A 25,884-nucleotide genomic window follows, 5' to 3' on the forward strand; every position below is an offset into this window, starting at 1 on the left:
GCAAGACAGCCACAGAGCCGCGCCACTGCAGCCTGGCCGTTTTACGTGCAGCCGCCACGGCAGCTTTCATCCGATGTCCGGGCAAACGCCTTACGTGTCCTGGAAACGACGTCTCGATATTTGTTCAGTGCATCCGGCAAGGGCTAGGCACTTCGCGCGCCATATCACAGGCCACAACTCCTCACAGCGCTCCAGGCTCATGGCATCTGAATGCTATGATTTTTATAGCTTCTAGCGCCCATTCTTATAGGGCTCAACGGCTATCTTCCTTGAAAACAGAGCCTGCCAAGGTTAGCCGAATGCGCCACAAAAAAACCAGTCCGCGGGCATGCCTTGAGGCTCTCTTCATAATGACCCCATGAAGTCTTTATCCCGTCACTTGTCTTCGATGCCCTGCCGCGCTGCCGTGCGCCCCGCGGCGGGCTTTCTTTTGGCCGCACTGCTGTGCGGCCCGGCCACGGCACAGCCTGCCAAACCTGCGGCGCCCATCCGGGCGACTGCACCTCATCCTCTGGTCGGCACCTGGAGCTGGACGCTGCCGGGCAAGGAAAAAGCCTGTACCGAAACCTGGCAATACCACGCCAATGGAACCCGGCTTACCACCAGCGGCGAAGAAGTCACGCGTGGCGACTACAACATCACGGCAGCGCCCAGTGCGCAGGGCTTTTACCGCCTGAGCGACACCGTGACCGAGAGCAATGGCAAGCGGGACTGTTCGCGTGACCTGCACGAAGCATCCGACCCGCCGGCCGTGCGGTTTATCCAGTTCAGCCCCAAGCAGGACCAGTTCATTGTGTGCAAGGCCGAGTCGCTTGAGGCTTGCTTCGGCCCCTTCAGGCGGGTGCCGGGCTAGGGTTTGATCAAGGACTGCAGCACACCGGGCTCAAAATGCGCCTCGATGTAGTCCGCCAGTCCGTCGAACACGGAGCCCAGCGTTGCCACCGAGGCGCCAAAAAGCGCCCGCAGCACGGCGGGGTCCTCAAACATGCCGTGCAGGTACAGGCCCAGCACGTTGCCGCGGATGTTCTGCCAGGCCAGGCCTTCGGCCATCACTGCGCTGGCCTTGTCCCCTGCGGCGGCCAACGCCGGATGCTGCGCGGTCTGGCCGTGGTGAATTTCATAGCCCTGCACGGCCACACCTGACAGGGCAGCCCATGCGCCCTCCAGCGCGCCAAAACGAGCCTGCCGGTGCCGCACCGTTTTGCCTTCTTCAAACACCGTTACCACCGGCAGCAGCCCCAGCCCCGGCGCATTGCCGTCAATACCGTGCGGGTCAATCAGGGCCTCGCCAAGCATCTGCAAACCGCCGCAAATACCCAACACGGCACCGCCCTGCCCCGCATGGGCCGCTATCGCGTTGTCCAGCCCCTGCGCGCGCAGCCAGGCCAGGTCACCGCTGGTGTGCTTTGAGCCCGGCAGGATCACCCAGTCGGCGCCTGTCAGCTCGGCCGGACTGCGCACCCACTTCAGGCGCACGCCGGGCACGTTTTTCAGTGGCTGGAATTCGTCGAGGTTGCTGATGCGTGGGTAGGCAATCACTGCAACGGTTTTGGTGACGGCACCACTGGCCACGCTGCGGTCATCAAAAACCCCATCTTCTTCGGGCAAGCCGTGTTGCCACCACATGGGCAATGTTGCGACCGTGGGAATGCCCGTCAAGTCTTGCAGCATCTGCGGGCCGGGCGCCAGCAGTTTGGCGTCGCCGCGGAACTTGTTGAGCACAAAACCCTTGATGAGTCGGCGCTCTGATTCGTCCAGCATGGCCCAGGTGCCATACAGATGGGCAAAGGCGCCACCCCGATCAATGTCTGTCACCAGCAGGCAGGCCGCATTGGCGTGCTGCGCCGACCGCATGTTGACGATGTCACTGGACTTGAGGTTGATCTCGGCGGGCGAGCCCGCGCCCTCCATCACCACCACGTCGTTTTCCGCCAGCAGTTCGTCGAGCGCCTGCGACACCACTGGCCAGACCGAAGCGCTACGGCCGCGCCACTCCATGCGCGAAAGCTCGGCGTTCACCTGGCCCATCAACACCACCTGGCTTTGCGTGTCCTTCTCGGGCTTGAGCAAAAGTGGATTCATGCGGACGTCGGGCACTGCGTTGGCAGCGAGCGCCTGGAAGTACTGGGCGCTGCCGATCTCGCCCTGCGCCACAACCCTGGCGTTGTTGCTCATGTTCTGTGCCTTGAAAGGCGCGACCTTGAGTCCCTGACGTGCGTAGTAGCGGCACAGCGCGGTGGTCAGCCAGCTTTTGCCGGCGCCGCTGGTGGTGCCCAGCACCATCACACTTTTGGCGGTCATGAATTTGTCTTCGGGAGTTGTTGCCATGCATTGTGCAGGGCATCCTGCACAGCGGGCGCTTGCACGCCCAGGCGCACATGGCCGGGCAAACCAAAAGAGGTGGTATCGCGCAGCTTGATGCCCTGGGCGCGCAGCGCGGCCAGTGCCTGCTGCAGGCTGAAGCCTTCGGGCAATGCGGATTGGGCACAGAAGAAATTCGCTTCGCTGGGGAGGCACCGCCATCCCAGCGATTCACACACAGTGATCTGTCGGGCTTTCCATTCACGCAAGGTCTTGAGGCTGGCGGCCAACCAGTCCTGTGCTTCTTCGCTCACCCAGGCCTGCAGCATGGCCTCACCGTGCGCACCCACGGGCCATGACGGGCAGAGCTGCTCCAGCGCTGCGGCGCTGTCCGCTTGCCCCGTCGGTGCGATTGCATAGGCTGCGCGCACGCCGGTCAGGCCCAGCGCCTTGTTCGGCGTCCAGAGCTGCCAGGCGGTGTTGAGTTGCTGCGGCGTGAGCGTGGGCACAGTGCTGAGCCGCAAGGGCTCGTAAGCGCGGTCCAGCACAAGGAGGGCCTGCGCTTTGCGGCCGTCGACCAGCGCGTTCAAACCTTCCTGCGCGGCCCCCAGCGGGCTGGAGGGCTCACAGGCCCAGAGCAGTTGCGCATCGTCCGGTCGGCTTGCCACAGTCAATCCGTGTGCGGCTGCCGCCTGTGCGTAGTCGCTGTAGCTATGCGGCGGCAGCCACACCGCTTGCGCGCCCTGCCGCGCGGCCAGTGTGGTGATGCGAAAGATGAATTCGCTGGCGCTGGCGGCCAGCAATACACGTGCCTCATCCACATGGTGGAAGGCCGCCAGCTGCCTGCGCAATTGCGTGTAACCCGCGTCGGGGTAACGGGTGACATCGGCCTGGCGAACGGCGGCCAGCGCTGCGGGACAAGGCCCGCAGGCATTGCTGTTGGTGGAAAAGTCATGCAGCGGCGCGCCCAGCGCGTCGGGTCCGCCGTGAATGCGCGGGATGGCACGATTGGCGCTCATACGGATGCCGCCACCGCCATCAACAGCATCACCGCGACGGCAACCCATGTCTGGGAGAACACTGCCTTCGAGGCCAGGCTTTGGGCCAGGCCCGTGTCTGATGCCTCGGGTCGCCGCCCAAGGGGGTTCAGGGTGTAAACGCCCGGCTTGCCGAGCGAGATACCCAGCGCCAGCGCCATGGCCGCCATCGGCCAGCCGCTGTTGGGCGACGGGGTCTTGCGGGCTTCTTCGTGCAATGCCTTGAACTGCAGGCCCTTTGCCGCCAGTGCCAGCAACAGCGCCGTCAGGCGTGCCGGGGCCCATGAAAGAACGTCGTCCGCGCGCGCAGCCCACTTGCCGGCCCATTCCCAGTTTTTGCCGCGGTAGGTGCCGCGGTAACCCCACATGGCGTCCGCCGTGTTGGCAAATCGGTAAATGGCCGCTCCCGGCAAACCCAGCAGCGCAAACCAGAAAATCGGGGCCACAACAGAGTCGTTGAGGTTTTCAGCGAGCGATTCGATCGCGCTTTCCCGCACCTGGCTTTCGGTGAGCTGGGCGGTGTCGCGGCTTACCAGCCATGAAAGGCGCTCCCGCCCTGCTTCCAGCGACTGACCCAGCGCCAGTTCGACAGCGCCGACTTCTTCGCGCAACATGCGCCATGACAGCATGCACTTGAGCAGCCAGGCCATCGGCACTGCCAGCAGCGCGGTGTCGATGGCTGCCCCCCAGGCTGGCGCCTTGACGCAGCCAGCCAGTTGCCAGAACACCAGCGCTTGCACACCCCAGGCTACCGCCCCCACCAACACCACACCCATGCACCAGGCCAGCGCCCCGAGGAAAAAAGCCTGTGCAGGCGGACAGCGCACGGTCACACTGCCGCAAACCCGGAGATAGCTGCCCATCCAGACCACCGGATGCACACCCGAGGGTGGTTCACCGAAATACTTGTCCACCCACAAAGCCAGCAACAGCACCACCCCGAGCACCCACGCCGTATGGCTGGCCATGGAAGCAGGACCGGTAAAGGCATGAAAGCTGGCCCAATGCGTGAACATCTCAGCCGGCTCCCGGCTCATGCCGGGCAATCTGGCCCCAGCAGTCTTCGAACACCATCTCGGCCAGTGGTGCACGGCGCGCCCACTTTTCAGCCTGCAGCATGGGCTGGTCGTAAAAAGCGTGGACAGGACCCAGGCACAACACCGCAATCGGCTTGCTGCCTTCGGGCATCTGCAAAAGCGCGGCAAGCTGCTGTGGGTCAAAAATAGAGACCCAGCCCATGCCCAACCCTTCAGCCCGCGCCGCGAGCCAGAGGTTCTGGATGGCGCAAGCAGCCGAGGCCAAATCCATTTCAGGCAGGGTACGGCGGCCAAACACATGCTGCTCGCGCCCTGGCGGCAAGGCCACCACGAGTACCTCGGCGGCGTCGAGCACACCCTGCACCTTCAGCTTCATGAACTCGTCTTCGCGCTCGCCCAATGCCCGGGCCGTCAACACCCGCTCCTGCTCTATCAAGGTATGCAACCCGGTGCGCAGCTGCAGGCTTCGCACACGGATAAAACGCCAGGGCTGCATGAAGCCCACGCTGGGCGCGTGGTGCGCCGCCGACAGCAAGCGCTGCAGGAGCTCGTCGGACACCGTGCCACCGCTGAAGTGGCGCATGTCGCGGCGCTCGTAAATGGCCCGGTACACTGCCGCGCATTCCGGCGCGGAAAAGCCTGGGGCAGTGACGCCCGGGAGATTGGGAAAGACCGGCATGGCTGGCAGCACTCAATACCGCGCCGCGCTGTCACGCCGCCCATGAACGGGTGTCAGGCCCGCTCGGCCCGCAGGGGCGCTCACTGCGGCGCTTGCACCGCGCCAACCGCAGGCACTTCAGTACGCTGTAGTACCGCCAGCAAGGCAGGCCGCACCCAGCGCCGGAAGGCCAGGCCGCCGACCAGGCCCATGCTCACCCAGAACGAGAGCGCCACCCCATGGGTCGCCCAGATGAACTGAGCGCCCAGTTGCTCCAGCGCGGCGTGGGCCTCGGGGCCAAATCCGGCCAGAGCATCACCTTGCAGCCTGGGCGCACCGACGACAAAAGGCAGCGCCAGCAAGGCCGCGGCCACCAGCCAGCGCCAGGAGGCACGTGCAAAAGCGGCTACAGCGCAGGCGCCCGCCGCACTGCCCACCGCCAGCGCCCACCAGACCTGGCGGGCTTGCAGAGATGCGGCGTCCATGCCGGGAACTTCGGCGTGCAGGCCCAGCGAGGGCCAGAGGTGAAAACTGAGCCAACCGGCCGCTGCCACCAGGCCGGCCACGCGCAGCGAGGCCACGGCGGTGCCGCGCTGGTACAGCCACACACCCATCACCGCAAACACCAGCAGCGCCATGCTGAAGGCGTGCAGGATGTTGGCCACCCAGGTCCAACCTATACGCTCGGCGCCGTTTTGGGGTTCCCACTCTTTGGCGGCATCATGCTGATGTGCGTGGGGAGCTGTGCCTTCGGCACGCGCGTGTGCAGCAGGCGCTTCGGCGGGCTTAGGCGTCTCGGTCTTTTGTTCTTCATAGACCTCGGCCGCCAGAATCAGCGGGGCGGCCTGCCAGCGCTGCACGCCGGTTTGTACACTGCCCACCACCACAGCGGTGGCCAGTGCCGCCCAGATCAAACGTTGAAAAACCATGGGTATCTCCCGTGAAAAACCAGCTCAGTGGCAAGGTGCGACGGTAATGTGGCGCACATCATGCGCGGCGTTGTGCGCCAGCGGGCTTTCAGCAAAAGCCACGCCGTACAGCACCACCAGGCCCAGCGCGGCAGCGCCCAGCAGTGGGCGCAGCACGGCCAAGGCGGGGTTGTAAGTGGCAGCAGGGCTGTGGGTCAGCGTCGTTGGGTCAGTCATAGCGTTCTCCTTGGGGTTGGTGGATAAAAACAAACATAGTGGATTTGGTGGCTCATGTCGAGCCCAGGCCGCTCAAGCCTGTAGGGGGCAATCGGGCAAGGATACCGCTGCGCAGGCGCTCGGGCCGTGCGTTGCGGGCCAGGTTGCCGTCATCGCTGTGCAAATGTTGCTGCGCGCAGGCAATCACCTGGGCGGCAGTTTCGGCGTCAGGAATGAGGTCGCCAAAGTAATAGCTGAACTTGCCTGGGGCCTGCAAGGTCACGGTACACGCGCGCGCGCAGCCGCTCATGCAGGCCAGGCCGCGCACCTGCAGGCCCTTGTGCAGCCCGGTGTCCAGTTCGCATTCAAGCAGCGCGTCCTGCACGGCTTCAAACAGGGCCAGCCCTGCGGCAGGCAGCTCGCGCGAGGCACCCGGCGGGCGGCAGGTGGTGCAAACAATGATTTCGGTATCAGACATCAGTAGGGAATTCGTTTCTTTGATTGATCAGTCAGGCCAGCGCCAAATGGTGTTCTGCGCCCCAGCGCGCGGCCCAGGCGGCACAGCGGCCCAGGCTTTTTTTCGGATCGTCAAAGTCAACGATCACCAGATGCTGCGGGGTCAACGGCGCCTGCGGCTGCTCCAGCGTGCGGCCATCGGTCAGCAGCCACAGCCAGCATTCGGTGGGGCCACCCACCCGCAATGCGCGCTGCAGCAAACGCTCGGCCTGGGCCAGTGCCTCGGCCAGCGGCGTGCCACCGCCGCCGCCCACGGGGCGCAGCCGCTGGCTGCCCGAAGCACGCGCGCGGCCCGGGGGCAGCAAGAGCTCCACGCCCTGCCCGCCAAACCGCAGCAGCGCAACATCGTCGCCCTGGCGCGCGGCCTGCTCGATCATCAACGTCGCATGGCCTTTGGCCAGCGCCAGCCGGCCACGCTGGCGCATGGAGCCTGAAGTGTCGAGCACGATGCAGTGCAACCGGCCGGCACGCAGCGCCACCGGCTGGCGGCGCAGGTGTTCGCGCTGCAAGGGTTCCGGCCCCTTGGCCACCAGCGTGGGCAACCAGGCGATGGCCGCACTGGGCTGCCTTGCACCGGGCGCGGCGCCACGGGTGGAAAGTGTCTGGGGCGGGGGCCACCGCCAGCTGCCAGGCCCGTTACGCGGGCGGCGGCTGGGGTGGCCTAGGCTTTTTTTGGCGGCCACCCTGCGATGCGCTGAACCTTGCTTGTGCCTTCGGGCTGGGCGGGCAGCGCGCCCCAGTCGCCCTGCGGCGTTGACGCGGCAGGCGGCTGGTCTTGCAGGCGTTCCGAATGCTGTTGGGGCTGTTGCTGTGTCCCGGTGCTGGCCTGTGGCTGCGCCCCACTGCCGTCAGGCCGGCGGTGCGCCAGCGCCAGCTCGGCCACGGCATCCACATCGTCCGCCGTTACCTGGCTGCGCCCTTCCAGCGCCGCCAGCGCGCGCGCAGCGCGCAGCATGACCAGGTCGGCCCGCATGCCGTCCACGCCGGCAGTGATCGCGCAAGCCGCCGCATGGTGCAGCACCGCGTCCGGCCACGTCAGGCGCGGCAGCGCGGCACGGGCCGCCACCAGTGCTGCGCTCAGCATGCGTTGTTCTTCTGCATGCTGGCCGCCCAGAGCTGCGGGGTTTTCATCAAAGCCCAGGCGCGCGCGCAGGATCGCGGTGCGCTGCGCGGCATCCACCGGGTTGGCCAGCACCACCGAAAGGCCAAAACGGTCCAGCAGTTGCGGGCGCAGTTCGCCCTCCTCCGGGTTCATGGTGCCTATCAGCACAAAACGTGCAGCGTGCTGCTGCGAAATGCCATCGCGCTCCACCGTGTTGACACCGCTGGCAGCCACGTCCAGCAGCGCGTCCACCAGCGCATCGGGCAGCAGGTTGACTTCGTCCACAAAGAGCACGCCGCCATGGGCACGCGCCACGAGGCCGGGCGCCAGGCGCACCTGCCCGTCGCGCAGCACGTCCTCCACATTGAGTGTGCCCACCAGTTGCTCCAGGCTGGCCGCCAGCGGCAGCGTGACAAAGGGTGCGCCGGGCAGCAGTGCCGCCAGCGCACGGGCGGCGGTGGACTTGGCCGTGCCGCGCGGGCCACTGATCAACACACCGCCAATGCCGGGGTCGATGGCCGCGAGCTGCAGCGCGCGCTGCAGCTGCGGCTGGCCGACCAGCGCGGTGAACGGAAAGGCCGCGCGGGTGGCGGGCTCAACAAAAAGGTTCAGTTCAGGAATGTTCATGGTCGTGCTCATGGCAAGGGTCCTTCTCCGTGTTCTTCGAGCCGGCGCTCCAGCGCCAGCAAATGGTCTTCAATGCGTTCGCGGTGCGCACCGGGCGCCTCCCACAGGCCGCGCTGCATGGCGTCGAGCAGGCGCTCGCCAATGCTGCGCAGCGCCCCTGGGTTGTGCTGCTGCAAAAACGCGCGGTTGGTGTCGTCGTGCAGATAGGCCTCGGCCACCAGCGCGTACTGGTGGTCGCCCACCACGCCAGTAGTGGCGTCAAAGGCAAACAGGTAGTCCACCGTGGCAGCCATCTCGAACGCGCCCTTGTAGCCGTGGCGGCGCACGCCCTCCAGCCACTTGGGGTTGACCGCGCGCGAACGCACCACGCGCGCTACTTCTTCACCCAGGGTGCGGATGCGTGGTGCGCCCGGCACGCTGAAGTCGCCGTGGTACAGCGTGGCTGGCGCGCCGGCCAGATGTTCTACCGCCACCGCCATGCCGCCCTGGAACTGGTAGTAGTCGTCCGAGTCGAGCACGTCGTGCTCGCGGTTGTCCTGGTTGTGCAGCACAGCGTCCAGCCCAGTCAGGCGCTGCTCAAAGCTGGCGCGTGCCGCCACGCCGTGCTCGCCCTGCCCGTAGGCAAAAGCACCTGCGCGTAAATAGGCCTGGGCCAGATCGGCGCCGTCGTTCCAGCGGCCACTGGCCATGACCTCTTGCAGCCCGGCGCCGTAGCCACCGGGGCGCGGACCAAACACGCGCCAGGTGGCTTCGCGCTGCGCCGCATCCGCACTCAAGCCCCTGCTCTGCGCCTCAGTGGCTTCGCGCTGCACGCGGGCGCGGATGGGGTTCACGTCATCGGGCTCGTCCTCTTCACTGATCGCGACCACGGCGCGCACGGCGGTGTCGAACAAATCAATCACGTTGGGAAAGGCATCACGGAAGAAGCCTGACACACGCAGGGTCACATCCACCCTGGGCCGATTTCTGATGGCCATGGGCAGCACTTCTATGTCCACCACGCGGCTGCTACCGTCCGCCCACTTGGGCCGCACACCCAGCAGCGCAAAGGCCTGGGCAATGTCCTCGCCCCCGGTGCGCATGGTGCTGGTACCCCACACCGACAGGCCCAGGCAGCGCAGCATTTCGCCGTGATCCTGCAGGTGGCGCTCGATGACGCGCTCAGCCGCTGCCGCACCCATGGCGTAGGCGGTCTGTGTGGGCACGGCACGCGTGTCCACCGAATAGAAGTTGCGGCCTGTGGGCAGCACATCAGGCCGCCCGCGCGACGGCGCACCGCTGGGGCCGGCGGGCACAAAACGGCCTGAGAGGCCTCGCAGGCATTGCGTAATTTCCTGCGGACCGCAGGCATCCAGGCGCGGACGCAGCACGGCGTGCATGCGTTGCAACACCGGGGTGGCGCGGGGCCAGGCGCCGGCATTCCAAGGCGCGTCACCCACCACATGGTCAGTCACCAATTGGCGCGCCAGCAGTTCCAGCCGCTCGCGCGTGTGGCCCGCGTGGCGCCAGGCGTCGGCGCTCAGCCCCTGCAACACCGCAGGAAAGGGGCCATGCCAAGGCGCCGCCCATTCAGGGCTCAGCGCGCTAAAGCCATCCACGCCGTCCAGTTGTAAATCCTGCGCCAATGCCACCAGCAGGCTGTGCTGCCCGGCAGCCGTGCCGCCGGGAAAGCGCACCAGCGCCACCAGCGTGTCGATCAGCTGGCGACCCTGAGGGGAGGTACCCAGAATATGCAGGCCATCGCGGATTTGCGATTCCTTGATCTCGCACAGGTAGGCGTCGAGCCGTTGCAGCAGCGCGTTGCGGGCTGCCTCGTCCGCAGGCCTGGCAAAGCCCAGCTCGGCGTGCAGCCCCTCGCTGAGTACACGTTCCAGAATGTCGCCTCGCAGGCGCTGGGCGCGGCGCGGGTCCAGCGACAGGGCCTCGTAATACTCGTCCATTTGCCGCTCCAGCTTCTGCAGCGGGCCATAGGTTTCGGCGCGGGTCAGGGCCGGCATCAGGTGGTCAATGATGACGGCCTGCGTGCGGCGCTTGGCCTGGCTGCCTTCGCCAGGGTCGTTGACGATAAACGGATACAGGTGCGGCAACGGGCCCAGGATAGCGTCGGGCCAGCAGGCTGCGCCCAGCGCCACGCTTTTGCCGGGGAGCCATTCGAGGTTGCCGTGCTTGCCGACGTGCACCACCGCATCTACCGCAAAACTGCGACGCAGCCAGAAGTAAAACGCCAGGTAGTTATGTGTGGGTACCAGGTCGGCATCGTGATAGCTGGCCACCAGGTCCAGATCGCGCCCGCGTGCGGGCTGGATGCCCACAAACACATTGCCCAGGCGCAGGCCCGACACCATGAATCGGCCACTGCGCACCATGGGGTCCTGCCCGGGCAAGCCCCACAGCGCATTCACCGCATCGCGGCTGGCAGGGTCCAGGCGGTTGAAATCTTCCAGGTAGTCGGCCATGGCCAGGCTCTGGCCAGCGGGCCGCATATCGTTGGCGTCCAGGTTGTTGGTCACGCCCGCCACCAGCGCAGCAATCAATGCGTCGCCGCCCTCGGGCAATGCGCCCGTGGCGTAGCCCGCATCTTGCATGGCGCGCAGCAGGGCCACGGTGGAGGCCGGGGTATCAAGGCCTACGCCATTGGCCAGACGGGCGTCGTCGTTCGGGTAATTGGCCAGGATCAGCGCAACGCGCTTATCGGCGTCGGGCTTGCCCTGCAGCACGCACCAGCGCCGCGCCAGCCCGGCCACAAAAGCCATGCGCTCGGGCTCGGGCTGGTAGCGCACCACGTCCACCTCGGTGCGCTCGCAGCGCCAGGCCAGGCCCTTGAAGCTGATGGCACGCGTGCCGATGCGGCCATCCACCTCGGGCAGCACCACCTGCATCGCCAGGTCGCGCGGCGCCAGGCCATGCGGGTCGACTTGCCACTGCTCTTGCGAGCAACTTGCGGTAATGAGCTGCAGCACCGGGGCGTCGCCTGCCAGTGGGGCCATCTGCGCGCCTTCCACACTGTCACCATCGTCGCCATCCAGCGCGGTCATGGCAAAGCTGGTGGCGTTAAGCACCACGCCCGCCTGGTGCTGTGCGGCCAGCGACTGCAGCAGCGCCAGGCTGGCAGGGTTCTTGAGCGAATCCACGGCCACGGCCACAGCGTTGAGACCCTCCGTGCGGAGCGCGGCCAGCATGGCATCAAACACCGCCGTGTTGCCAGCCTGCACATGGGCCCGGTAGAACACCAGCAAGGCCACCGGCGCGCCCTCTTTCCATGGCGCGAGCGCATGGGCTTCTTGCGGCTGATACGCCATGGCCGGGGGCAAGACCGATGGCTGCGCGGGGCGCGGGCCCAGGCCAAAGGCGGAGTGGCCAATCAATTCAAAAAAGGTGCGGGCGTTGTCTCGGCCGCCTTCGCGCAGGCAGCGCCAGAGCAGGCGGCAGTCCTCGTGCGGGGCGGTGCTGCGCATCAGCAACTGCAGGTCTTCACTCGCATCACCCGAGAACAAGGCCAGCCACTGGCCGCGCGCACGGGCCAGCTCGCGCACGCGTTCCACAACATATGCCCAGTCGCTGGCCGCGCCCAGGTGGTCAATCACCACCACGCGCGCATGCTGCAGCACGTCGTCTACGTACATGTCGGCCGACGCGGGCTGGCGCAGCCACATCAGGTTGGCCAGGCGCACCGTGGGAAAGTCCGCGCCCAACTGCTGCGCCGCATCGGCCAGCAGGGACAGCGTAGTGTCGGCCGCGCTGAGCACCACAATGTCGCCCGGCGTTTGCTCCACGCGCACCACACCCTGGCCACCGTCTTCAACGTGACCACCGGGACGGGTGGAGAGCAAATGCATTTTTTTATTTCACAAGGTAAGGTTGAACAGTCCATCCTGGCGCAGGTCGATGGGGCGCTCTGCGCAGCGGCGTAAAGGAGGAGCCCGCAGGGCGGAGGACAGCCGCGGAGCGGAGTGCACCGTCGGCCTGCGCCCACCACGAACGTAAAACTTCAGCGTGCATTTGCATTCAGGCAGCGACAGCCGCCGCGAGCGCTTCGCTCAGCTCAGCCTGCAACATTGCGGCATTGAGTTCGGAACCAATCAGCACCAGGCGTGACTGCCGCACCTCATCTGCACGCCAGGGACGGTCAAAGTAGCTGTCAAAGCGCGTTCCCACCCCCTGCACCACCAGGCGCATGGCCACACCGGGCAAGGCTACAAAGCCCTTGGCGCGGTAAATCTCGTGGCGTTCCACCACGCCGCGCAATGCAGCCAGCAGCGTGTCGCGGCTGGGTACGTCCAGCGCCACCTGCACCGAGTCAAACGCATCGTGGTCGTGGTCTTCTTCCTCGTCGTGGTGGGTTTTGCGCTGATCGATCTGGTCTTCCACCGCGCGCTCCAGGCCCAGCAGCACGCCAATGTCAACGCGGCCATGCTGCGCATGCACCAGCTTCACGCCGGGCACGGTCTCGGCGCGGATGGCGGCTTCCACACCGGCCAGCGCGGCAGCGTCCATCCCGTCAGTCTTGTGCACGATCACCAGGTCGGCGGTAGCGAGCTGGTCTTCAAAAAGCTCATGCAGGGGTGAGTCGTGATCCAGGTTGTCGTCGGCGCGGCGCTGGGCGTCCACGGCCACCGGGTCGTCGGCAAAGTCGCCCGCCGCGACCGCAGGCGCGTCCACCACCGTCACCACCGCATCCACCGTGAAGGTGTTGCGCAGCGCGGGCCACTGGAAGGCCTGCACCAGCGGCTTGGGCAAAGCCAGGCCCGAGGTCTCGATGATCAGGTGGTCGATCTGGTCGCGGCGCGCGGCCAGCTTTTCCATCACGGGCGCAAACTCTTCCTGCACGGTGCAGCACAGGCAGCCGTTGGCCAGTTCGTAGAGTTGCCCGTTTTCTTCACCATTCTCGTCACAGCCAATGCCGCAGCCGCGCAGCAGTTCGCCGTCGATGCCCAGCTCGCCAAACTCGTTGACGATGACTGCGATGCGGCGGCCCTGCGCATTGGCCAGCAGGTGACGCAAGAGCGTGGTCTTGCCGCTGCCCAGGAAGCCGGTGACGATGGTGGCGGGAATTTTTCGGGTTTGCATAGGGTTCTCTTCAACAAAAAATTAACGGATCGATTCACGGGGTGGCAGCGCCTTCAGGCATTCCACCAGCATGTGCGCGGCCTCACCCAGGCGTGGGCCGGGGCGTGACAGCAGGTCCATGCGTTCGGTGTCCAGCAGGCACAGCTGCTGCTGGCGCACGGCAGGCAGCGCGCTCCAGCCAGGGCGGTCTGCCACATTGGCCAGCGTGGCGCGCGGACCGATGATGAGGTCCGGCGGGCGGCGTAACAGCATCTCAGGGTTGATCTTGGGGAACAGACCCAGCTCGCCACTCACCACATTGACCAGGCCCAGCTTGGCCACGGTCTCGCCGATAAAGCTTTTTTCGCTGGCGGCGGACGACCCGGCTCCCACTTCCACATACACCGTTCGCCCGCGCAGCGCGGCGGGCATGCGGCCCGCGGCGGCGTCCAGCTCGGTTTCGATACGTGCCACCAGCTCGGTGGCACGGGCCGGCTCACCCAATGTGTCGCCCAGCTTCACCAACATGCGCTTCAAGTCGGCGTGGGTGCGGGCATCGAACGTCATCACCGGCACACCCAGCGCCTGCAGGCGTTCGCCTGCGCGGCTGCGCGGCCCCAGCAAGACCAGGTTCGGCCGCAATGTCACGATACGTTCGATCTGCGCGTCCTCCAGGCCGCCCACTTTAGGCAGCGCCTGCACCGGGGTGGGCCAGGTGGAGTGGCGATCCGTTCCCACCACCTGGGCGCAATGACCCAGCGCGCACACTGCTTCTGTCAGGGACGGCGCAAGCGTGACGATACGTGAGACAGGCTGCACGCCCTGCGCTATCGCGAGGCTGGAGAGCAGACCCAGAGTTGCCAGCAGCGACACGGAAGGCAGCCAACGCAGCGCTACGCGGAGACCTCTCGCAAGCAAAGACCAAGTCCGAGCCCGGCCCGAAGTGACAAGCGTAGTGAATCCGTCTGCACAAGCCAGGGCCGCGGAACCGGCTTCGCCGGGCCGCAGGCGCAGCGCCCCCTCGGGGGGCAGCGCAGTACACGCAGTGACAAGCGTGGGGGCCATATTTCTAGTCTTCGATGCCACGCTGGGCCGGCACGCCGGCTTTGAAATGGTGCTTCACCAACGTCATCTCGGTCACCGTATCGGCCAGGTCCACCAGCTCGCCCGGTGCGTTGCGGCCCGTCAGCACCACATGCACGTGCGGTGGGCGTTCGCGCAGGCAGGTGAGAATGGTCTCCAGCGGAATCCAGCCGTAGCGCAGCGGGTACATGATTTCGTCCAGCACCACCATGAAGTGCTCGCCGGCACGAATCGTGGCCTCGGCCTTGGCCCAACCATCGAGTGCCAGCTGGGCCGAGTGGTCCAGGTCGCGGCTCTTCCAGCTGAAGCCGTCGCCCAGGCCTTCGATGGGGACGCCCAACTGCTCGAACAGCCGGTGCTCGCCAAAGCGCGCTGTGGGCACCTTCATGAACTGATAGACCTTGACGGCCTTGCCGCGGCCGTGCGCCCGCAGCGCCAGGCCGAAGGCGGCCGTGCTCTTGCCTTTGCCGTGGCCGGTGTTGACCAGAATCAGGCCGCGGCGCTCGGCCGTGGGGACGACACGTTCGTAATCAACGGGTGGGGTTTCAATTTGCATGGGAGCCCTCTTGGGAGGTTGGGTAACTTTGGGCAGCGCAATCCACTGCCCCTGCACGGGATGGACGGCAATGCGCCCGTCGAATACGTCTTCCATGGCCCGGTGCGTGGCCAGATCAGAACACGGGCCCTGGTGGGTGATGCGGCCTGCAGCCATCACCACCAAAGTGTCGGCCTGCAACGCCATGGTGATTTCGTGCAGCACGCTGACCACGGTCTTGCCTTCGGCCACCAGGGCGCGTACCACGTCCAGCCAGTCGGCCTGGTGCGGCGGATCCAGGTTGGCCAGGGGTTCGTCCATCAGGAGCACCTGGGCCTGCACCGCCAGGGCGCGGGCCAGCAGAACGCGTTGGCGCTCACCACCCGACAGCTGCCCCAGCGCGCGCTGGCGCCAATCCAGGGCGCGGGTGGCGCGCAGCGCCTGTTCCACAGCGGCGTGATCGGCCGCGCTCGGGGGGGCCAGCCAGGCCTGGTGCGGGAGGCGGCCCAGCATGGCCACGTCCCACACCGTCAAGTCGTCGGCCGAGGTTTCGTTCTGGCCCAGCCAGGCGAGTTGCCGCGCGCGCTCGCGGTGCGGCAGGCTGTGCAGCGGCTGGCCCAGCAGCGCGACGCTGCCGCTGTGCGGCAACACACCGGCCAGGCATCTCAGCAAGGTGGACTTGCCCGCACCGTTGGGGCCCACAATGCTGGTCCACTGCCCGGCTGTAATGTCCAGGCTGATGCCATGCAGAATGGGCTGCTTTTGCAAACCATTTCCGAGGCTGGCGCTTATGGAGTCTGCGCTGATAGCTATCGATTTAATAGCGTCCGTCATGCTTCACGCCCTCCGCCGAGGCTGCTGCTACGGTGCATCAGCCACAACAGGTAGCCGCCGCCCAGCACCGCGGTGAGCATGCCCACAGGCAATTCCTGCGGGGCAATCAGCCAGCGCGCCAATGTGTCGGCCGCCATCAGCAGCACACCGCCCATGAGGCTGGAAAGCAGCATCAGGTGCGCATGCGTGGTTTTGACGACCGAGCGCACCAGGTGCGGCGCGGCCAGCCCCACAAAGGCGATGAGCCCGGTTTGCGCTACAGCCGTACCCGTGGCCAGCGCCAGCACCGCCACCAGGGCTGCGCGCATGGGCGCCACCGGCAGGCCCAGGCTGACGGCCGTGGCATCGCCCAGGCTCAAGCCGTCGAGCACGCGCGCCAGCAGCCAGGCGGCCAGCACGCACACACCCCACACGGCGGCCATGAGCACGCACGAGGTCCAGCCGACAAAGGCCGTGGAACCCAGCATGAAGGCTTGCATGGCCTGCAGCGATTCGGGGGAAAACAGCAGCACCAGATGGGTCATGGCGCCCAGCACCACACCCACCACCACACCGGCGAGCAGCAGGCGCAGGGTGTGGCCCACACCACGCGACAGCACGAGCGTGAGCATCACTGCAAACACGGCACCCAGAAACGCCGCGCCAGTCAGCCCCAGGCGCACCCACAGGCTGCTGGAAAACACGCTGACGGCCGCGCCGCCGCTCATCATGCTTCCTACCGATCCACCCAGCATACCCGCACCACCGCCCAAAGCGGCCAGCGCGAGCGCCACGCCCAGCGAGGCGCCCGAGGCGCTGCCCAGCAAATACGGGTCGGCCAAAGGGTTGCGAAACAGGCCCTGCGCCACCGCGCCGGCCAAGCCCAGCAAGGCGCCCGCGGCCCAGGCCCCCAGCGTGCGCGGCAGGCGAATCTGCCAAACGATTTGCTGCGCCATGGCCGTTTGTTGCGGGTCTTGCGCAGGGTAGAGCAGCGGCCGGATCAGGTTCTCCAGCCCGGCACTGCCCACACAAATGCCCAGCGCCACCAAGGCCAGCGCGCCCATCACACCGGCCCATACCAGCCAGAAAACGCGCGGCGGCATCATGGTTTGGCTCCCGGGGCGAGTTTCGAGGCCTGCCCGCCGCTGGGCCGCCCCAAGGCGGGCAATGCCCCCTCGGGGGGCAGCGCAGCACGCGAAGCGGCAAGCGTGGGGGCCATATTCATCAGGCACTTGGCCATCAGGCGTGCGCCCTCGGCCATGCGCGGGCCGGGCCGCACCAGCATGTCGGCTTCATCAGGCGGGAAGATACAAACCCGCTGCTCACGCAATGCGCGAATGCTCTGCCAACCGGGCCGCGCGGCGAGCCCATCGACGCTGCGCCGGCCAATCATGATCAGGTCGGGGTTGGCCCGGACGATGTACTCAGGGTTGAGCTTGGGGAACGGGCCCAGCTTGGCCGGCACGATGTTTTGGGCACCCAGGCGTGTCAGCGTCTCGCCAATGAAAGACGACTCGCCCGCCGCATACGGACCCTGGTTGACTTCAAAGTAAACCTTCACGCCACGTGTGCTCGCAGGAAGCGACTGGGCCGCAGCCGAGACGCCCGCATCAATGGCACGCCAGATGCGCGCGGCATCCGGCACTTCCAGCAACTGGCCCAGCTTGAGCATCACGCGCTGCACATCGGCATGTCTTTTGGGTTCGAGGGCCACCACCTTGATGCCCAGTGCCTGCAGGCGATCACCGGCACGCGACGAGGTGGCCATCAGCACCACATCGGGTTTGAGCGCGACGATCATTTCGATGTTGGGATCCAGCCCGCCACCGACCTGGGGCAGCTTTTGCACGCTGGCCGGAAAGTTGGAATAACGGTCCACCCCCACCAGGCGCTGGCACTGACCGAGTTCACAGACGGTTTCGGTCAGCGAGGGCAACAGGCTAACGATGCGCTGGGGCGCGGCCGGCAGCGTGACGGTCACGCCGCGATCGTCGGTGACCTGCAGGGCCAGCGCCGCACTGGCACCAGCCAGCAGGGCCAGCACCAGCGCGCACCGTGGGGCAAGCCGCAAAACGTTCATGTGGAATCTTTCAGGGTGAGCGGCAGGCCCGCCGCCATCAGTGTCACGCGCTGGCAGATGGCGGCCACGTCCTGGTTCAAACGGCCCAGCGCATCGACAAAAGCACGCGTCTCGCGGCCCAGCGGAATCACGCCCAGCCCGATCTCGTTGCCGACCAGAATCACCGGTCCCTGGGCAGCTTGAATTGCTCCTAAAAGCATAGCTGCTTGCGCTCGTCCCTCCTGGGCTGCAGGCTCTTTCCCCTTAAGGTTTTCTGCCGGCATCAATAAATTCGTCAGCCAGATGGTGAGGCAGTCGACCACGACCAGGGTGTTGCCCGCACTGTGTTGGATGATGGCTTGGGCCAGCGCCAGCGGCTCCTCCACCGTCGCCATGCCTGGCACTCGCCCGGCGCGGTCGGCTTGGTGGCGCGCAATGCGCTGACGCATCTCGTCATCCCAGGGCTGGGCGGTCGCCACCAGCACGGCGCGGTGGTCCCGGCTTTGGTCCAGCCAATGACGCGCCAGCAGTTCGGCGCGGCGTGACTTGCCGCTTTTCTGGCCACCCAGGATCAATTCGCTTTTGGCAATCGTCATCACGCTCATGGTTTGGAAGCTCCTGAGACGTCCGCGCCGCCGGGCCGCCCCAAGGGGCGGACAGCCCCCGCAAGCGTAGAGGCCATATTCGCGTCCATCCACTGCAGGATGATCTGGTGCATCCTGGCCACGCCATCGGTCAGCGCGGCGGGGCCGGACTGCAGGATGTCGGGGGACTTGATTTCAAACAGCTGCTGGTGGCGCACGGCGTTCACCGTAGCCCAACCTTCGCGCGCCACCACGTTCTCCGGGCGGAATTTCTTGCCGCACCACGAACCCAAGATGATGTCCGGGTTGCGGCGCACGATCTCGGCCCCATCCGCAATGATGCGGTTCTTGCCCAGCGACTCGGCGGCGAGTTCTGGGAAGCAATCGTCCCCCCCGGCAATGCCGATCAGCTCCGACACCCAGCGGATCGCACTGATGTGTGGGTTGTCCCATTCTTCAAAAAACACCTTGGGCCGGCGCGCACCGGCGGCCACCTTGGCCACCACAGCCGCCTGCATGGTGCGCAAGTCAGCTTGCATCCGCGCGATGCGTTGCGCGCCCTGCTCGGCTTCGCCCACCATGGCCGCCAGCTGGAACAACATGGAGAAAATCTCGGCCACGCTGCGCTGGTTGAAAATGGTGACTTGCACACCGCGCTTGACCAGGTCCGAGGCAATATCGGCCTGCAAGTCCGAAAAGCCCAGCACGCAATCGGGCTGCAACGCCATGATCTTCTCAATTTTGGCGCTCAGGAAGGCACTGACGCGCGGCTTCTCGTCACGCGCGCGCCTGGGCCGCACGGTGTAGCCCGAGATGCCCACGATGCGGTGCTCCTGGCCCAGAAGGTACAACCACTCGGTGGTCTCCTCGGTCAGGCAGACGATGCGCTGGGGGCCGGGCTGGAAGTTCAGCAGATCAACGCTCATGCAGCCACCTCTACGGTTGCGGTAAACAGCTCGATCAGCGCTTCGGGGCAGGACGGGAACCAGGCGTGGAAGTAACTGGCGCGCACGGCACCCTGCTGCCACACGGCCTCACCCGCGTCCGGCGCCGGCACGGTGCCGGGGCGCGCGGTGCGGGCCACGGGTTGCAGCGGCGTAGCCGTGGTCGAGTAATGAAAAGTGTGGCCGCGCAAGGCGCCACTGGCCAGTTGCAACTGCTGCGGGCCCAGGCCGGCCAGCAGTTTTTGCATGCTCACCTCGCCGGCCAGCACACCCCACTGCGCATGCCGCTGGCCATCCAGCGTGACCAGCGTGTCGAACAGCGCCATCATGCCGCCGCACTCGGCCCACACGGGTTTGCCTGCGGCGACGTGCGCGGCCAGGCTGTCACGCAGCGCGGTGTTGGCGGCAATCGCCTCTGCATGCAGTTCGGGGTAACCACCGGGAATCCACAACGCATCGCATGCGGGCAGCGCGGCATCGGCCAGCGGCGAAAAGAACACCAGCTCGGCGCCCAGCGCAAGCAGCGTATCGATGTTGGCCGCATATATGAAGCAAAACGCAGCGTCGCGCGCGATGGCAATCGTCTTGCCCTGCAGCGCCGGCATCACGGGGGCAGAGGCTTCAGGGGCAGCAAACTCCACCGCCCAGCGCTGTAAATCCTCCAGCGTCATCTGCCCCAGCGGCGTGCTGGCCAGCGTATCGGCGGCGGCGTCCAGCCGCTCCATGGCATCTGCCACTTCGGTCGCGACAGTCAGACCGAGGTGGCGCTTGGGCAGGCTCATGTCGGCATTGCGCAGCACTGCGCCCAACCATTGGTCTGGCGCCACGCTGGCCTGCAGCATGCCCGCATGGCGCGCATTGGCCACGCGATTGGCCAGCACCCCGGCCCAGGGCATATGGGGGCGGTAATGTTGCAGGCCAAATGCCAGCGCACCAAAAGTGCCGACCATGCCCGACGCATCCACCACCGCCAGCACCGGCAAACCAAAGCGCTGCGCCAGGTCCGCTGCGCTGGGCTCGCCGTCAAACAGGCCCATCACGCCTTCCACAATGATCAGGTCCGCCTCCAGCGCCGCCGCATGCAGGCGCTCCCTGCAATCGGCCTCGCCGGTCATCCACAAATCCACCTGGTACACCGGCGCGCCACTGGCCAGAGCATGCCAGCATGGGTCCAGAAAATCCGGCCCGCACTTGAACACCCGCACTCGGCGGCCCTGGCGCGCATGCAGGCGCGCCAACGCGCAAGCCACCGTGGTCTTGCCCTGGCCGGAGGCGGGGGCGGCAATGAGGATGGCAGGGCAACGGGCGGAGGCTTGCATGGTAGGTTTGCCTAAAGGGCTTACAGAGGTGCCCAGGTCAGGCCGACATACAGGGCACGCCGGCCATTGGCATAGGTGGCGGCGGTCTGGTAGGCCTTGTCGGTCACATTGTCCAGCTTGGCAACCAGCTTCCAGTCACGCGACAACGCCGTCGTGGCGCTCAGGTTCACGAGCGAATAGCCCGGCAACACCACGTTGCTGGTGTCGCTGTCGAATGTGTGCGAAGCCATCACCAGGTCCGTCGCCAGCTGCCAGGCGCCCAGTGGCATCTCGGCGCCCAGTGTGCCGTATTGGCGGGAGCGTCGCTGCAGGGTGCGGTTGGTGACCAGGTTCTTGGGGTTCTGCAAGTCCAGCGAGCCGTGGACGTGAACATTGCCCAGCGTCTCGGCAGCCGTGAGCGTCAACCCCGTGTACTGTGCTTGCGCCGTGTTGGCATAGCACCCGCGATTGCTCAGCACCGTCGGCGGGCCACCGTTGAGGCAGGGGCCGTTGCCCGGAACAAAGCTGAGCAGGTTGGTCAAGCGGTTGCGATATACGGTGACACCGTACTGGGCGGTTCCCTGCCTGTATTTGAGCGCCATTTCCACACTGCGGCCGGATTCGGGCTTCAGGGTCGGGCTGCCATAGATGGTAAAGCGCTGGTACAGGGTGGGCACCCGAAACGAAGTACCCGCGGAGGCGGACACCTTCCATTGCGGTGTGAGCGCAAAGGCATAGGCGGCGGAGCCGGTGGTCTTGCCGCCGAATTCGCTGTCCCTGTCATGGCGGGCATTGAATTGCACCGTGTGCGCTCCACCGCTCCAGCCATAGCCCAGGCCCACGCCGTCCAGCGAACGATCCCGATTGATGCTGCTCATCCCGGCCGGCACGGCGGTGGAGCCAACCAGTCGGAACACATCGCGGCGACTTTCCAGCGTGGCACTCAGGAGATGCGCGCCAATGCGGTATTCGTTCTGGAACAACAAGGTGCTGATGGTGCTCTTGTCGTAAGAGATTTGCGGTGTCGAGCCATTGAGGCCCTCTTCACCGGTGTCGGTACCCTGCGTGATGGACAGCTTGGTGCTGTATTGGGCAGACCATTTGGCCTCCCACTGCAGGCCCAGGGTTTGCAAATCGCTGATACGGCGGAAGTCCCGGGTAAGGCCGCCGTCGTATTGCGCGTCCATGTGGCTCTGCAAGACGTTGGCTTCAATGCGGTGGTCGGGATTGATCTGGAACCCCAGCCGGGCATTGGCACTCTGGCTCTTGTAGCCATCGGCATCGGGGTTTTGAGCCGCGATGGTCCGGGCGTTAAAGCCATCGCTTTGCCCCTGCGTCAAGCCCAGCGAATAATCAAAAGCACCTGCTGAACCGCTGGCAGCGAGCTCGACCCGACTGGTGTTGTAGGAGCCGTAGCCTACGGTCACGGAGGGCGAAAACGCACCCTGGCCGCGCTTGGTGAAAATCTGGATCACGCCGGCCACGGCGTCGGAGCCATAGACCGCGCTGCTGGGACCGCGCACGATCTCAATGCGATCAATCAGCGAGAGGGGAATGTTGTTCCAGGAGGCGGCCCCAGCCGTCGTCTGTGATTCCACCCGCACGCCGTCCACAAAGACCGGGGTGTGGCGGCTTTCTCCGCCGCGCACAAAAACACTGGTGGTGCTGCCGATGCCGCCGTTGCGGGTCATCTGCATGCCCGGCACCCGGACCAGGACGTCGGCCAACCCGACCGGACCGGCGCGTTCCAGGGTTTCGCGGTCGATGACCGTGACGTCGGCGATGACATCGCCAATAGGCTGGGCACTGCGGGTAGCGGTGACCACCGTTTCCTTGAGCTGGGGCGTTGTGCCGGCCTGAGCGATCAACTGCGCGGAGGCCGCAGATGGGCCGGATTGGCTGGATTGCGAAAAAGCAGAAACCGGGACAAGCAAAGTCAGGGGAAATGCAGCGGCCACAGCCAGCGGAAGCGCGGCAAGGCGTGCGTGGAAAACACAGGTTTTCATGGAATCAGACAATCAACAGAGTACCCTCACCGGCTTCCCCGCCAGTGCATGAGCGTTACAAACGCTCAGGCCAATTCATGGACGTGCGCGTTCACCTTGTTGGCCGGTATCCGGGCTGACGGAACTACCCTCATCGCCTTCCCAAGCGCGTGTTCAAAACGCTCAGTGGCTAGTGATGAGAGCGGAATGGGCTTTGGACCTGGGTCAAAAGCGCATTCGTCCGTTTTACCGTTGCGGGGGCAGCGCAGGTTAAGGGTCGCGGCGCCAGCAAATCAGATTGACCTGACGCTTGGCTTTGACCCTCTCCTGCTTCCCGTTGAACTGCAGCGTGCGAACCACACTGCGGGCACCAACAAGGCAGATTCTACGCGGGCCTTCCCCATGTCCGGCCGCAAACCCTACAATCGGGGCTGCCATGTCGAACCAAACCCAAATCGACCAGATCGTCGAACGCGTTGAGCGGCTCCTGTTGCGTTACGAGGAGCTGCAGCGCACCAATGAGCTTCTAGTGGAGCAGGTCGGCGTTCTGACGCACGAGCGCGATTCCCTCAAATCGCGGCTCGGCGCGGCCCGCGCCCGCGTGGATGCATTGCTGGAACGCCTGCCGGAAAGCAATGGGCACGCCGCCAAAAACACCGTGGGAACCGAGTCATGAAACAGCTCGAAGTGCAGATCATGGGCCAAAGCTACTTGCTGGGCTGCCCCGAAAACGGCGACGCCCGAATGCTGGACGCGGTGAACCGCGTTGACATGGCCATGTGCAGGATCCGCGATGCAGGAAAAATCAAGGCGCGTGACCGCATAGCCGTTCTGGCAGCTCTTAATCTGGCCTTTGAACTCCCCGAGCGCACGCCAAACGCCGTGCCTGCAGTCGCTGCGACACCAGCCGAAACAACCAGCAATGGCGGCGAAACAACGCACCCGCAACTCGCGGCTTTGCTGCAGCGGCTCGACACAGCCCTGGGCATCGACGGCCGCCTGCTGTAAGCCCGCACAACTCCAGTTGCGAATCGCGCCGCACTTCGCGCACCAGGCTGCAAAGGCCTACAATGAAGACGTCTGCGATGCGCATTGGGCTTTATATTTCCTTGAACCAATGCTCTTCGAGCACGGGCTTGGTAAATTGTCTGGCAGGTGTGATCGTCTCGCGTCAGACGAACCCGAAACCTGACTGCCCTCGCCCACCTGAACCCCGGTTCAGGATGACGGTCCAGTGGCACTCGCAGACACCTTTTCTTTCTGGTCCCTTCTGATCCCGAACGCCGCCGGGATTCAAGTCACCCACAAAAACAATAACCGGTTGCACGCCGGCTCCGCCGCCGACAACAGTCCCGATGTCCCTCGAGCCTCAACTCATTGCTGAACTCCTTCTTCTGGGCCTGTGCACCGGCTTCCTTGCCGGCTTGCTAGGCATTGGTGGCGGCATGTTGATGGTGCCGTTCATAAGCTTCATCCTTACGTCCAAGGGCTACCCGCAGGAGTACACCGTCAAGATGGCGGTGGCCACTTCGCTGGCCACCATCTGCTTCACCTCGCTGTCGTCGGTACGTGCACACCACCGGCGCGGGGCCGTGCTGTGGCCCATCGTCCGCCTGCTGGCGCCCGGCATCCTGCTGGGGTCATTGATTGGTGCGCAGCTGGCAGTGGCCTTGCCGGGAAAAATCCTCAGCATCCTGTTCGCGGTGTTTGTGGCGTTTTCGGCTACCCAGATGTTTCTTGGCCGGAAACCAAAACCCAGCCGCACCCTGCCCGGCCGCCTGGGCACTTTCGGGATGGGCGGGGTCATCGGCATGCTGTCCTCGCTGGTGGGTGCGGGCGGCGCGTTTGTCTCCGTGCCTTTCATGACCTGGTGCAACGTGAAAATCCACGATGCAGTCGGCACCTCGGCCGCGCTTGGTTTCCCGATTGCATTTGCAGGTACCCTGGGCTACATCTGGGCGGGCCAGAATCTGCCGCAAATGCCACCCGGCTCTGTCGGATTTTTGTACCTGCCGGGGCTGCTCATCATCTCGGTCGCGAGCATTTGCACAGCGCCGCTGGGTGCGCGCACAGCTCACCGCATGGACATTCAACCGCTGAAGAAAGTGTTCGCGGTGGTCCTGTACGTTTTGGCGGGCTATTTCCTGCTGCGCTGACCTTGTTGGCTACCGACGGCTGAAGCGCGCCGGGAAGGCTTAGGACGAAGCCCGATGGTCTGCTCGATCAATTCGCTGCCATCGATCATCAAAAATGTCTTGAAGGCTTGCGCGACCGGTGTCAGCCGCTTGTTGCGGCGGTGCACGACGTACCAGTTCAGCATCAGCGGGAAGCCCTGCACGTCGAGCACCGCAAGACTGCCCACCTGAAGCTCGCGGCTGATGGTGTGCGCCGACAGAAAGCTCACGCCCATGCCCGCCATCACGGCTTGCTTGATGGTTTCCGTGCTCTTGATTTCCATGGCGATGTTGAGCTCGGCCAAGTGAGCACCGAAGCCCTCCTCCATCGAGTTCCAGGTATCGGAACCCTTTTCGCGCACAACGAAAGGCTCACTCGCCAGGCGCGACAACGGAATGCGCTTTTTCGTCGCCAGTGGGTGGTCGGGTGCCGCAACAACAACGTAGGGGTGCGGGGCGAAGGGTTCGCTTACCGTGTCCATGTCCAGCGGCGGCCGCACCATCACAGCCAGATCCGTCAGATTGTCAGTGAGCTGGTTCAAAAGCTCTTCGCGGTTGCAAACACCAAAATCCAGTGTCACGCCCGAGTGCCGCCGCGCAAACTCCACCAGCAGACGCGGAAAAAAATAGTCACCGGCGCTGATTACGGCAACGTTCAGCTTGCCGCCAGAGATTCCTTTGAACTGCGCCATGGCCTCTTCCACCTCCTTGAACTGCTGGATGATGATCCGGCTGGAGTGGAGCATCTCAACACCAGCCGGTGTGAGGTGGATTTTTTTGCCCAGTTGCTCAAACAGTGGAAGGCCTGCATGGTCCTCCAGCTTGTTCACCTGGATGGACACAGCCGGCTGCGTCAGGTGCAGCTCTTCGGCGGCGCGCGAAAAGCTCAAGTTACGGGCCACGGCCTCAAACACCTTGAGTTGGCGCAATGTCGCGTTTTTCATTTGAATCGGTTCATAAC

24 protein-coding genes, 1 pseudogene and 1 riboswitch are annotated in these 25,884 nt (G+C 65.4%); of the genes and pseudogenes, 4 read left to right on the plus strand and 21 right to left on the minus strand.

The features are described from left to right. The first annotated feature begins 358 nt into the window (after positions 1-358). Positions 359-853, plus strand: coding sequence for a hypothetical protein (locus tag ABI546_RS20770; protein ID WP_348049791.1), 495 nt, complete (start codon positions 359-361; stop codon positions 851-853). Here the strand turns inward: ABI546_RS20770 and ABI546_RS20775 are convergent. The 20 genes and pseudogenes from ABI546_RS20775 to ABI546_RS20870 all read right to left on the minus strand — a co-directional run bounded on the left by ABI546_RS20775 (position 850) and on the right by ABI546_RS20870 (position 22,770). Next, entirely contained in the window at positions 850-2,301 is a 1,452-nt protein-coding gene (locus ABI546_RS20775) for a cobyric acid synthase (protein ID WP_348049792.1), read from the minus strand. The two genes, ABI546_RS20770 and ABI546_RS20775, sit on opposite strands and share 4 nt — an antisense overlap. Beyond that, complete coding sequence (locus tag ABI546_RS20780) at positions 2,298-3,320, minus strand: aminotransferase class I/II-fold pyridoxal phosphate-dependent enzyme (RefSeq protein ID WP_348049794.1); 1,023 nt, start codon at positions 3,318-3,320, stop codon at positions 2,298-2,300. Before ABI546_RS20780 ends, ABI546_RS20775 begins: the two co-directional genes overlap by 4 nt. Further along, entirely contained in the window at positions 3,317-4,306 is a 990-nt protein-coding gene (gene cbiB, locus ABI546_RS20785) for an adenosylcobinamide-phosphate synthase CbiB (RefSeq protein ID WP_348049892.1), read from the minus strand. The genes ABI546_RS20780 and cbiB overlap by 4 nt, the downstream gene beginning before the upstream one ends. 49 nt (positions 4,307-4,355) lie before the next feature. Further along, positions 4,356-5,054 carry a 5,6-dimethylbenzimidazole synthase gene (gene bluB / locus ABI546_RS20790; protein ID WP_348049795.1) on the minus strand — a complete coding sequence of 233 codons (699 nt, stop codon included), beginning with the start codon at positions 5,052-5,054 and terminating at the stop codon, positions 4,356-4,358. Between the two features lie 80 nt (positions 5,055-5,134). Beyond that, a complete protein-coding gene (locus ABI546_RS20795; RefSeq protein ID WP_348049796.1) occupies positions 5,135-5,962 on the minus strand; it encodes a CbtA family protein in 828 nt (275 codons plus the stop codon). 24 nt (positions 5,963-5,986) lie between these two features. Beyond that, a complete protein-coding gene (locus ABI546_RS20800; protein WP_348049797.1) occupies positions 5,987-6,178 on the minus strand; it encodes a CbtB domain-containing protein in 192 nt (63 codons plus the stop codon). A 52-nt stretch (positions 6,179-6,230) separates the two neighbouring features. Continuing rightward, on the minus strand, positions 6,231-6,635 hold the full coding sequence (locus ABI546_RS20805) for a DUF1636 domain-containing protein (protein WP_348049798.1): 405 nt from the start codon (positions 6,633-6,635) through the stop codon (positions 6,231-6,233). A gap of 31 nt (positions 6,636-6,666) precedes the next feature. Further along, positions 6,667-7,182: a VWA domain-containing protein gene (locus ABI546_RS20810; protein ID WP_348049800.1), complete on the minus strand. Its 516-nt coding sequence runs from the start codon at positions 7,180-7,182 to the stop codon at positions 6,667-6,669. 152 nt (positions 7,183-7,334) lie between these two features. Then, positions 7,335-8,402 (minus strand): ATP-binding protein, encoded by a 1,068-nt coding sequence (locus tag ABI546_RS20815; protein WP_348049894.1) that lies wholly within the window; start codon positions 8,400-8,402, stop codon positions 7,335-7,337. An 8-nt stretch (positions 8,403-8,410) separates the two neighbouring features. Next, on the minus strand, positions 8,411-12,238 hold the full coding sequence (cobN, locus tag ABI546_RS20820) for a cobaltochelatase subunit CobN (RefSeq protein WP_348049802.1): 3,828 nt from the start codon (positions 12,236-12,238) through the stop codon (positions 8,411-8,413). A 169-nt stretch (positions 12,239-12,407) separates the two neighbouring features. Then, complete coding sequence (gene cobW / locus ABI546_RS20825) at positions 12,408-13,469, minus strand: cobalamin biosynthesis protein CobW (protein ID WP_348049804.1); 1,062 nt, start codon at positions 13,467-13,469, stop codon at positions 12,408-12,410. 21 nt (positions 13,470-13,490) lie between these two features. Continuing rightward, positions 13,491-14,321, minus strand: coding sequence for a helical backbone metal receptor (locus ABI546_RS20830; RefSeq protein ID WP_348049806.1), 831 nt, complete (start codon positions 14,319-14,321; stop codon positions 13,491-13,493). Positions 14,322-14,517: 196 nt separating this feature from the next. Further along, positions 14,518-15,087, minus strand: a complete 570-nt coding sequence (cobO, locus tag ABI546_RS20835) for a cob(I)yrinic acid a,c-diamide adenosyltransferase (protein ID WP_348049896.1) — start codon at positions 15,085-15,087, stop codon at positions 14,518-14,520. A gap of 24 nt (positions 15,088-15,111) precedes the next feature. Further along, a pseudogene (locus ABI546_RS20840) lies at positions 15,112-15,888 on the minus strand (ABC transporter ATP-binding protein); the annotation flags it as partial. Positions 15,889-15,896: 8 nt separating this feature from the next. Further along, the gene (locus ABI546_RS20845; protein WP_348049808.1) at positions 15,897-16,985 is read right to left on the minus strand and encodes an iron ABC transporter permease; all 1,089 of its coding nucleotides are present in this window, start codon (positions 16,983-16,985) and stop codon (positions 15,897-15,899) included. Next, a complete protein-coding gene (locus ABI546_RS20850) occupies positions 16,982-17,959 on the minus strand; it encodes a helical backbone metal receptor (RefSeq protein WP_348049810.1) in 978 nt (325 codons plus the stop codon). Before ABI546_RS20850 ends, ABI546_RS20845 begins: the two co-directional genes overlap by 4 nt. After that, complete coding sequence (gene cobU, locus ABI546_RS20855; RefSeq protein ID WP_348049812.1) at positions 17,956-18,543, minus strand: bifunctional adenosylcobinamide kinase/adenosylcobinamide-phosphate guanylyltransferase; 588 nt, start codon at positions 18,541-18,543, stop codon at positions 17,956-17,958. The genes ABI546_RS20850 and cobU overlap by 4 nt, the downstream gene beginning before the upstream one ends. Beyond that, entirely contained in the window at positions 18,540-19,448 is a 909-nt protein-coding gene (locus tag ABI546_RS20860; RefSeq protein WP_348049814.1) for an ABC transporter substrate-binding protein, read from the minus strand. Before ABI546_RS20860 ends, cobU begins: the two co-directional genes overlap by 4 nt. Further along, positions 19,445-20,785 (minus strand): cobyrinate a,c-diamide synthase, encoded by a 1,341-nt coding sequence (locus tag ABI546_RS20865; protein ID WP_348049816.1) that lies wholly within the window; start codon positions 20,783-20,785, stop codon positions 19,445-19,447. The genes ABI546_RS20860 and ABI546_RS20865 overlap by 4 nt, the downstream gene beginning before the upstream one ends. Positions 20,786-20,805: 20 nt before the next feature. Beyond that, positions 20,806-22,770 (minus strand): TonB-dependent receptor, encoded by a 1,965-nt coding sequence (locus ABI546_RS20870; protein WP_348049818.1) that lies wholly within the window; start codon positions 22,768-22,770, stop codon positions 20,806-20,808. 83 nt (positions 22,771-22,853) lie between these two features. After that, positions 22,854-23,139: riboswitch (cobalamin riboswitch) on the minus strand. Positions 23,140-23,185: 46 nt separating this feature from the next. On the opposite strand from ABI546_RS20870, the gene ABI546_RS20875 reads away from it, so the two are divergent. From ABI546_RS20875 to ABI546_RS20885, 3 genes are all read left to right on the plus strand, one after another. Continuing rightward, on the plus strand, positions 23,186-23,425 hold the full coding sequence (locus tag ABI546_RS20875) for a DUF904 domain-containing protein (RefSeq protein WP_348049820.1): 240 nt from the start codon (positions 23,186-23,188) through the stop codon (positions 23,423-23,425). Then, on the plus strand, positions 23,422-23,757 hold the full coding sequence (locus tag ABI546_RS20880) for a cell division protein ZapA (protein ID WP_348049822.1): 336 nt from the start codon (positions 23,422-23,424) through the stop codon (positions 23,755-23,757). The genes ABI546_RS20875 and ABI546_RS20880 overlap by 4 nt, the downstream gene beginning before the upstream one ends. Positions 23,758-24,104: 347 nt before the next feature. Further along, on the plus strand, positions 24,105-24,905 hold the full coding sequence (locus tag ABI546_RS20885) for a sulfite exporter TauE/SafE family protein (protein ID WP_348049825.1): 801 nt from the start codon (positions 24,105-24,107) through the stop codon (positions 24,903-24,905). On the opposite strand, the gene ABI546_RS20890 is transcribed toward ABI546_RS20885, so the two are convergent. Beyond that, on the minus strand, positions 24,887-25,873 hold the full coding sequence (locus tag ABI546_RS20890) for a LysR family transcriptional regulator (protein ID WP_348049898.1): 987 nt from the start codon (positions 25,871-25,873) through the stop codon (positions 24,887-24,889). The genes ABI546_RS20885 and ABI546_RS20890 overlap by 19 nt on opposite strands. Positions 25,874-25,884: the final 11 nt, after the last annotated feature.

Origin of the sequence: Polaromonas sp., from assembly GCF_039932935.1 — a bacterium.
Taxonomy (GTDB): Bacteria; Pseudomonadota; Gammaproteobacteria; order Burkholderiales; family Burkholderiaceae_C; genus Polaromonas.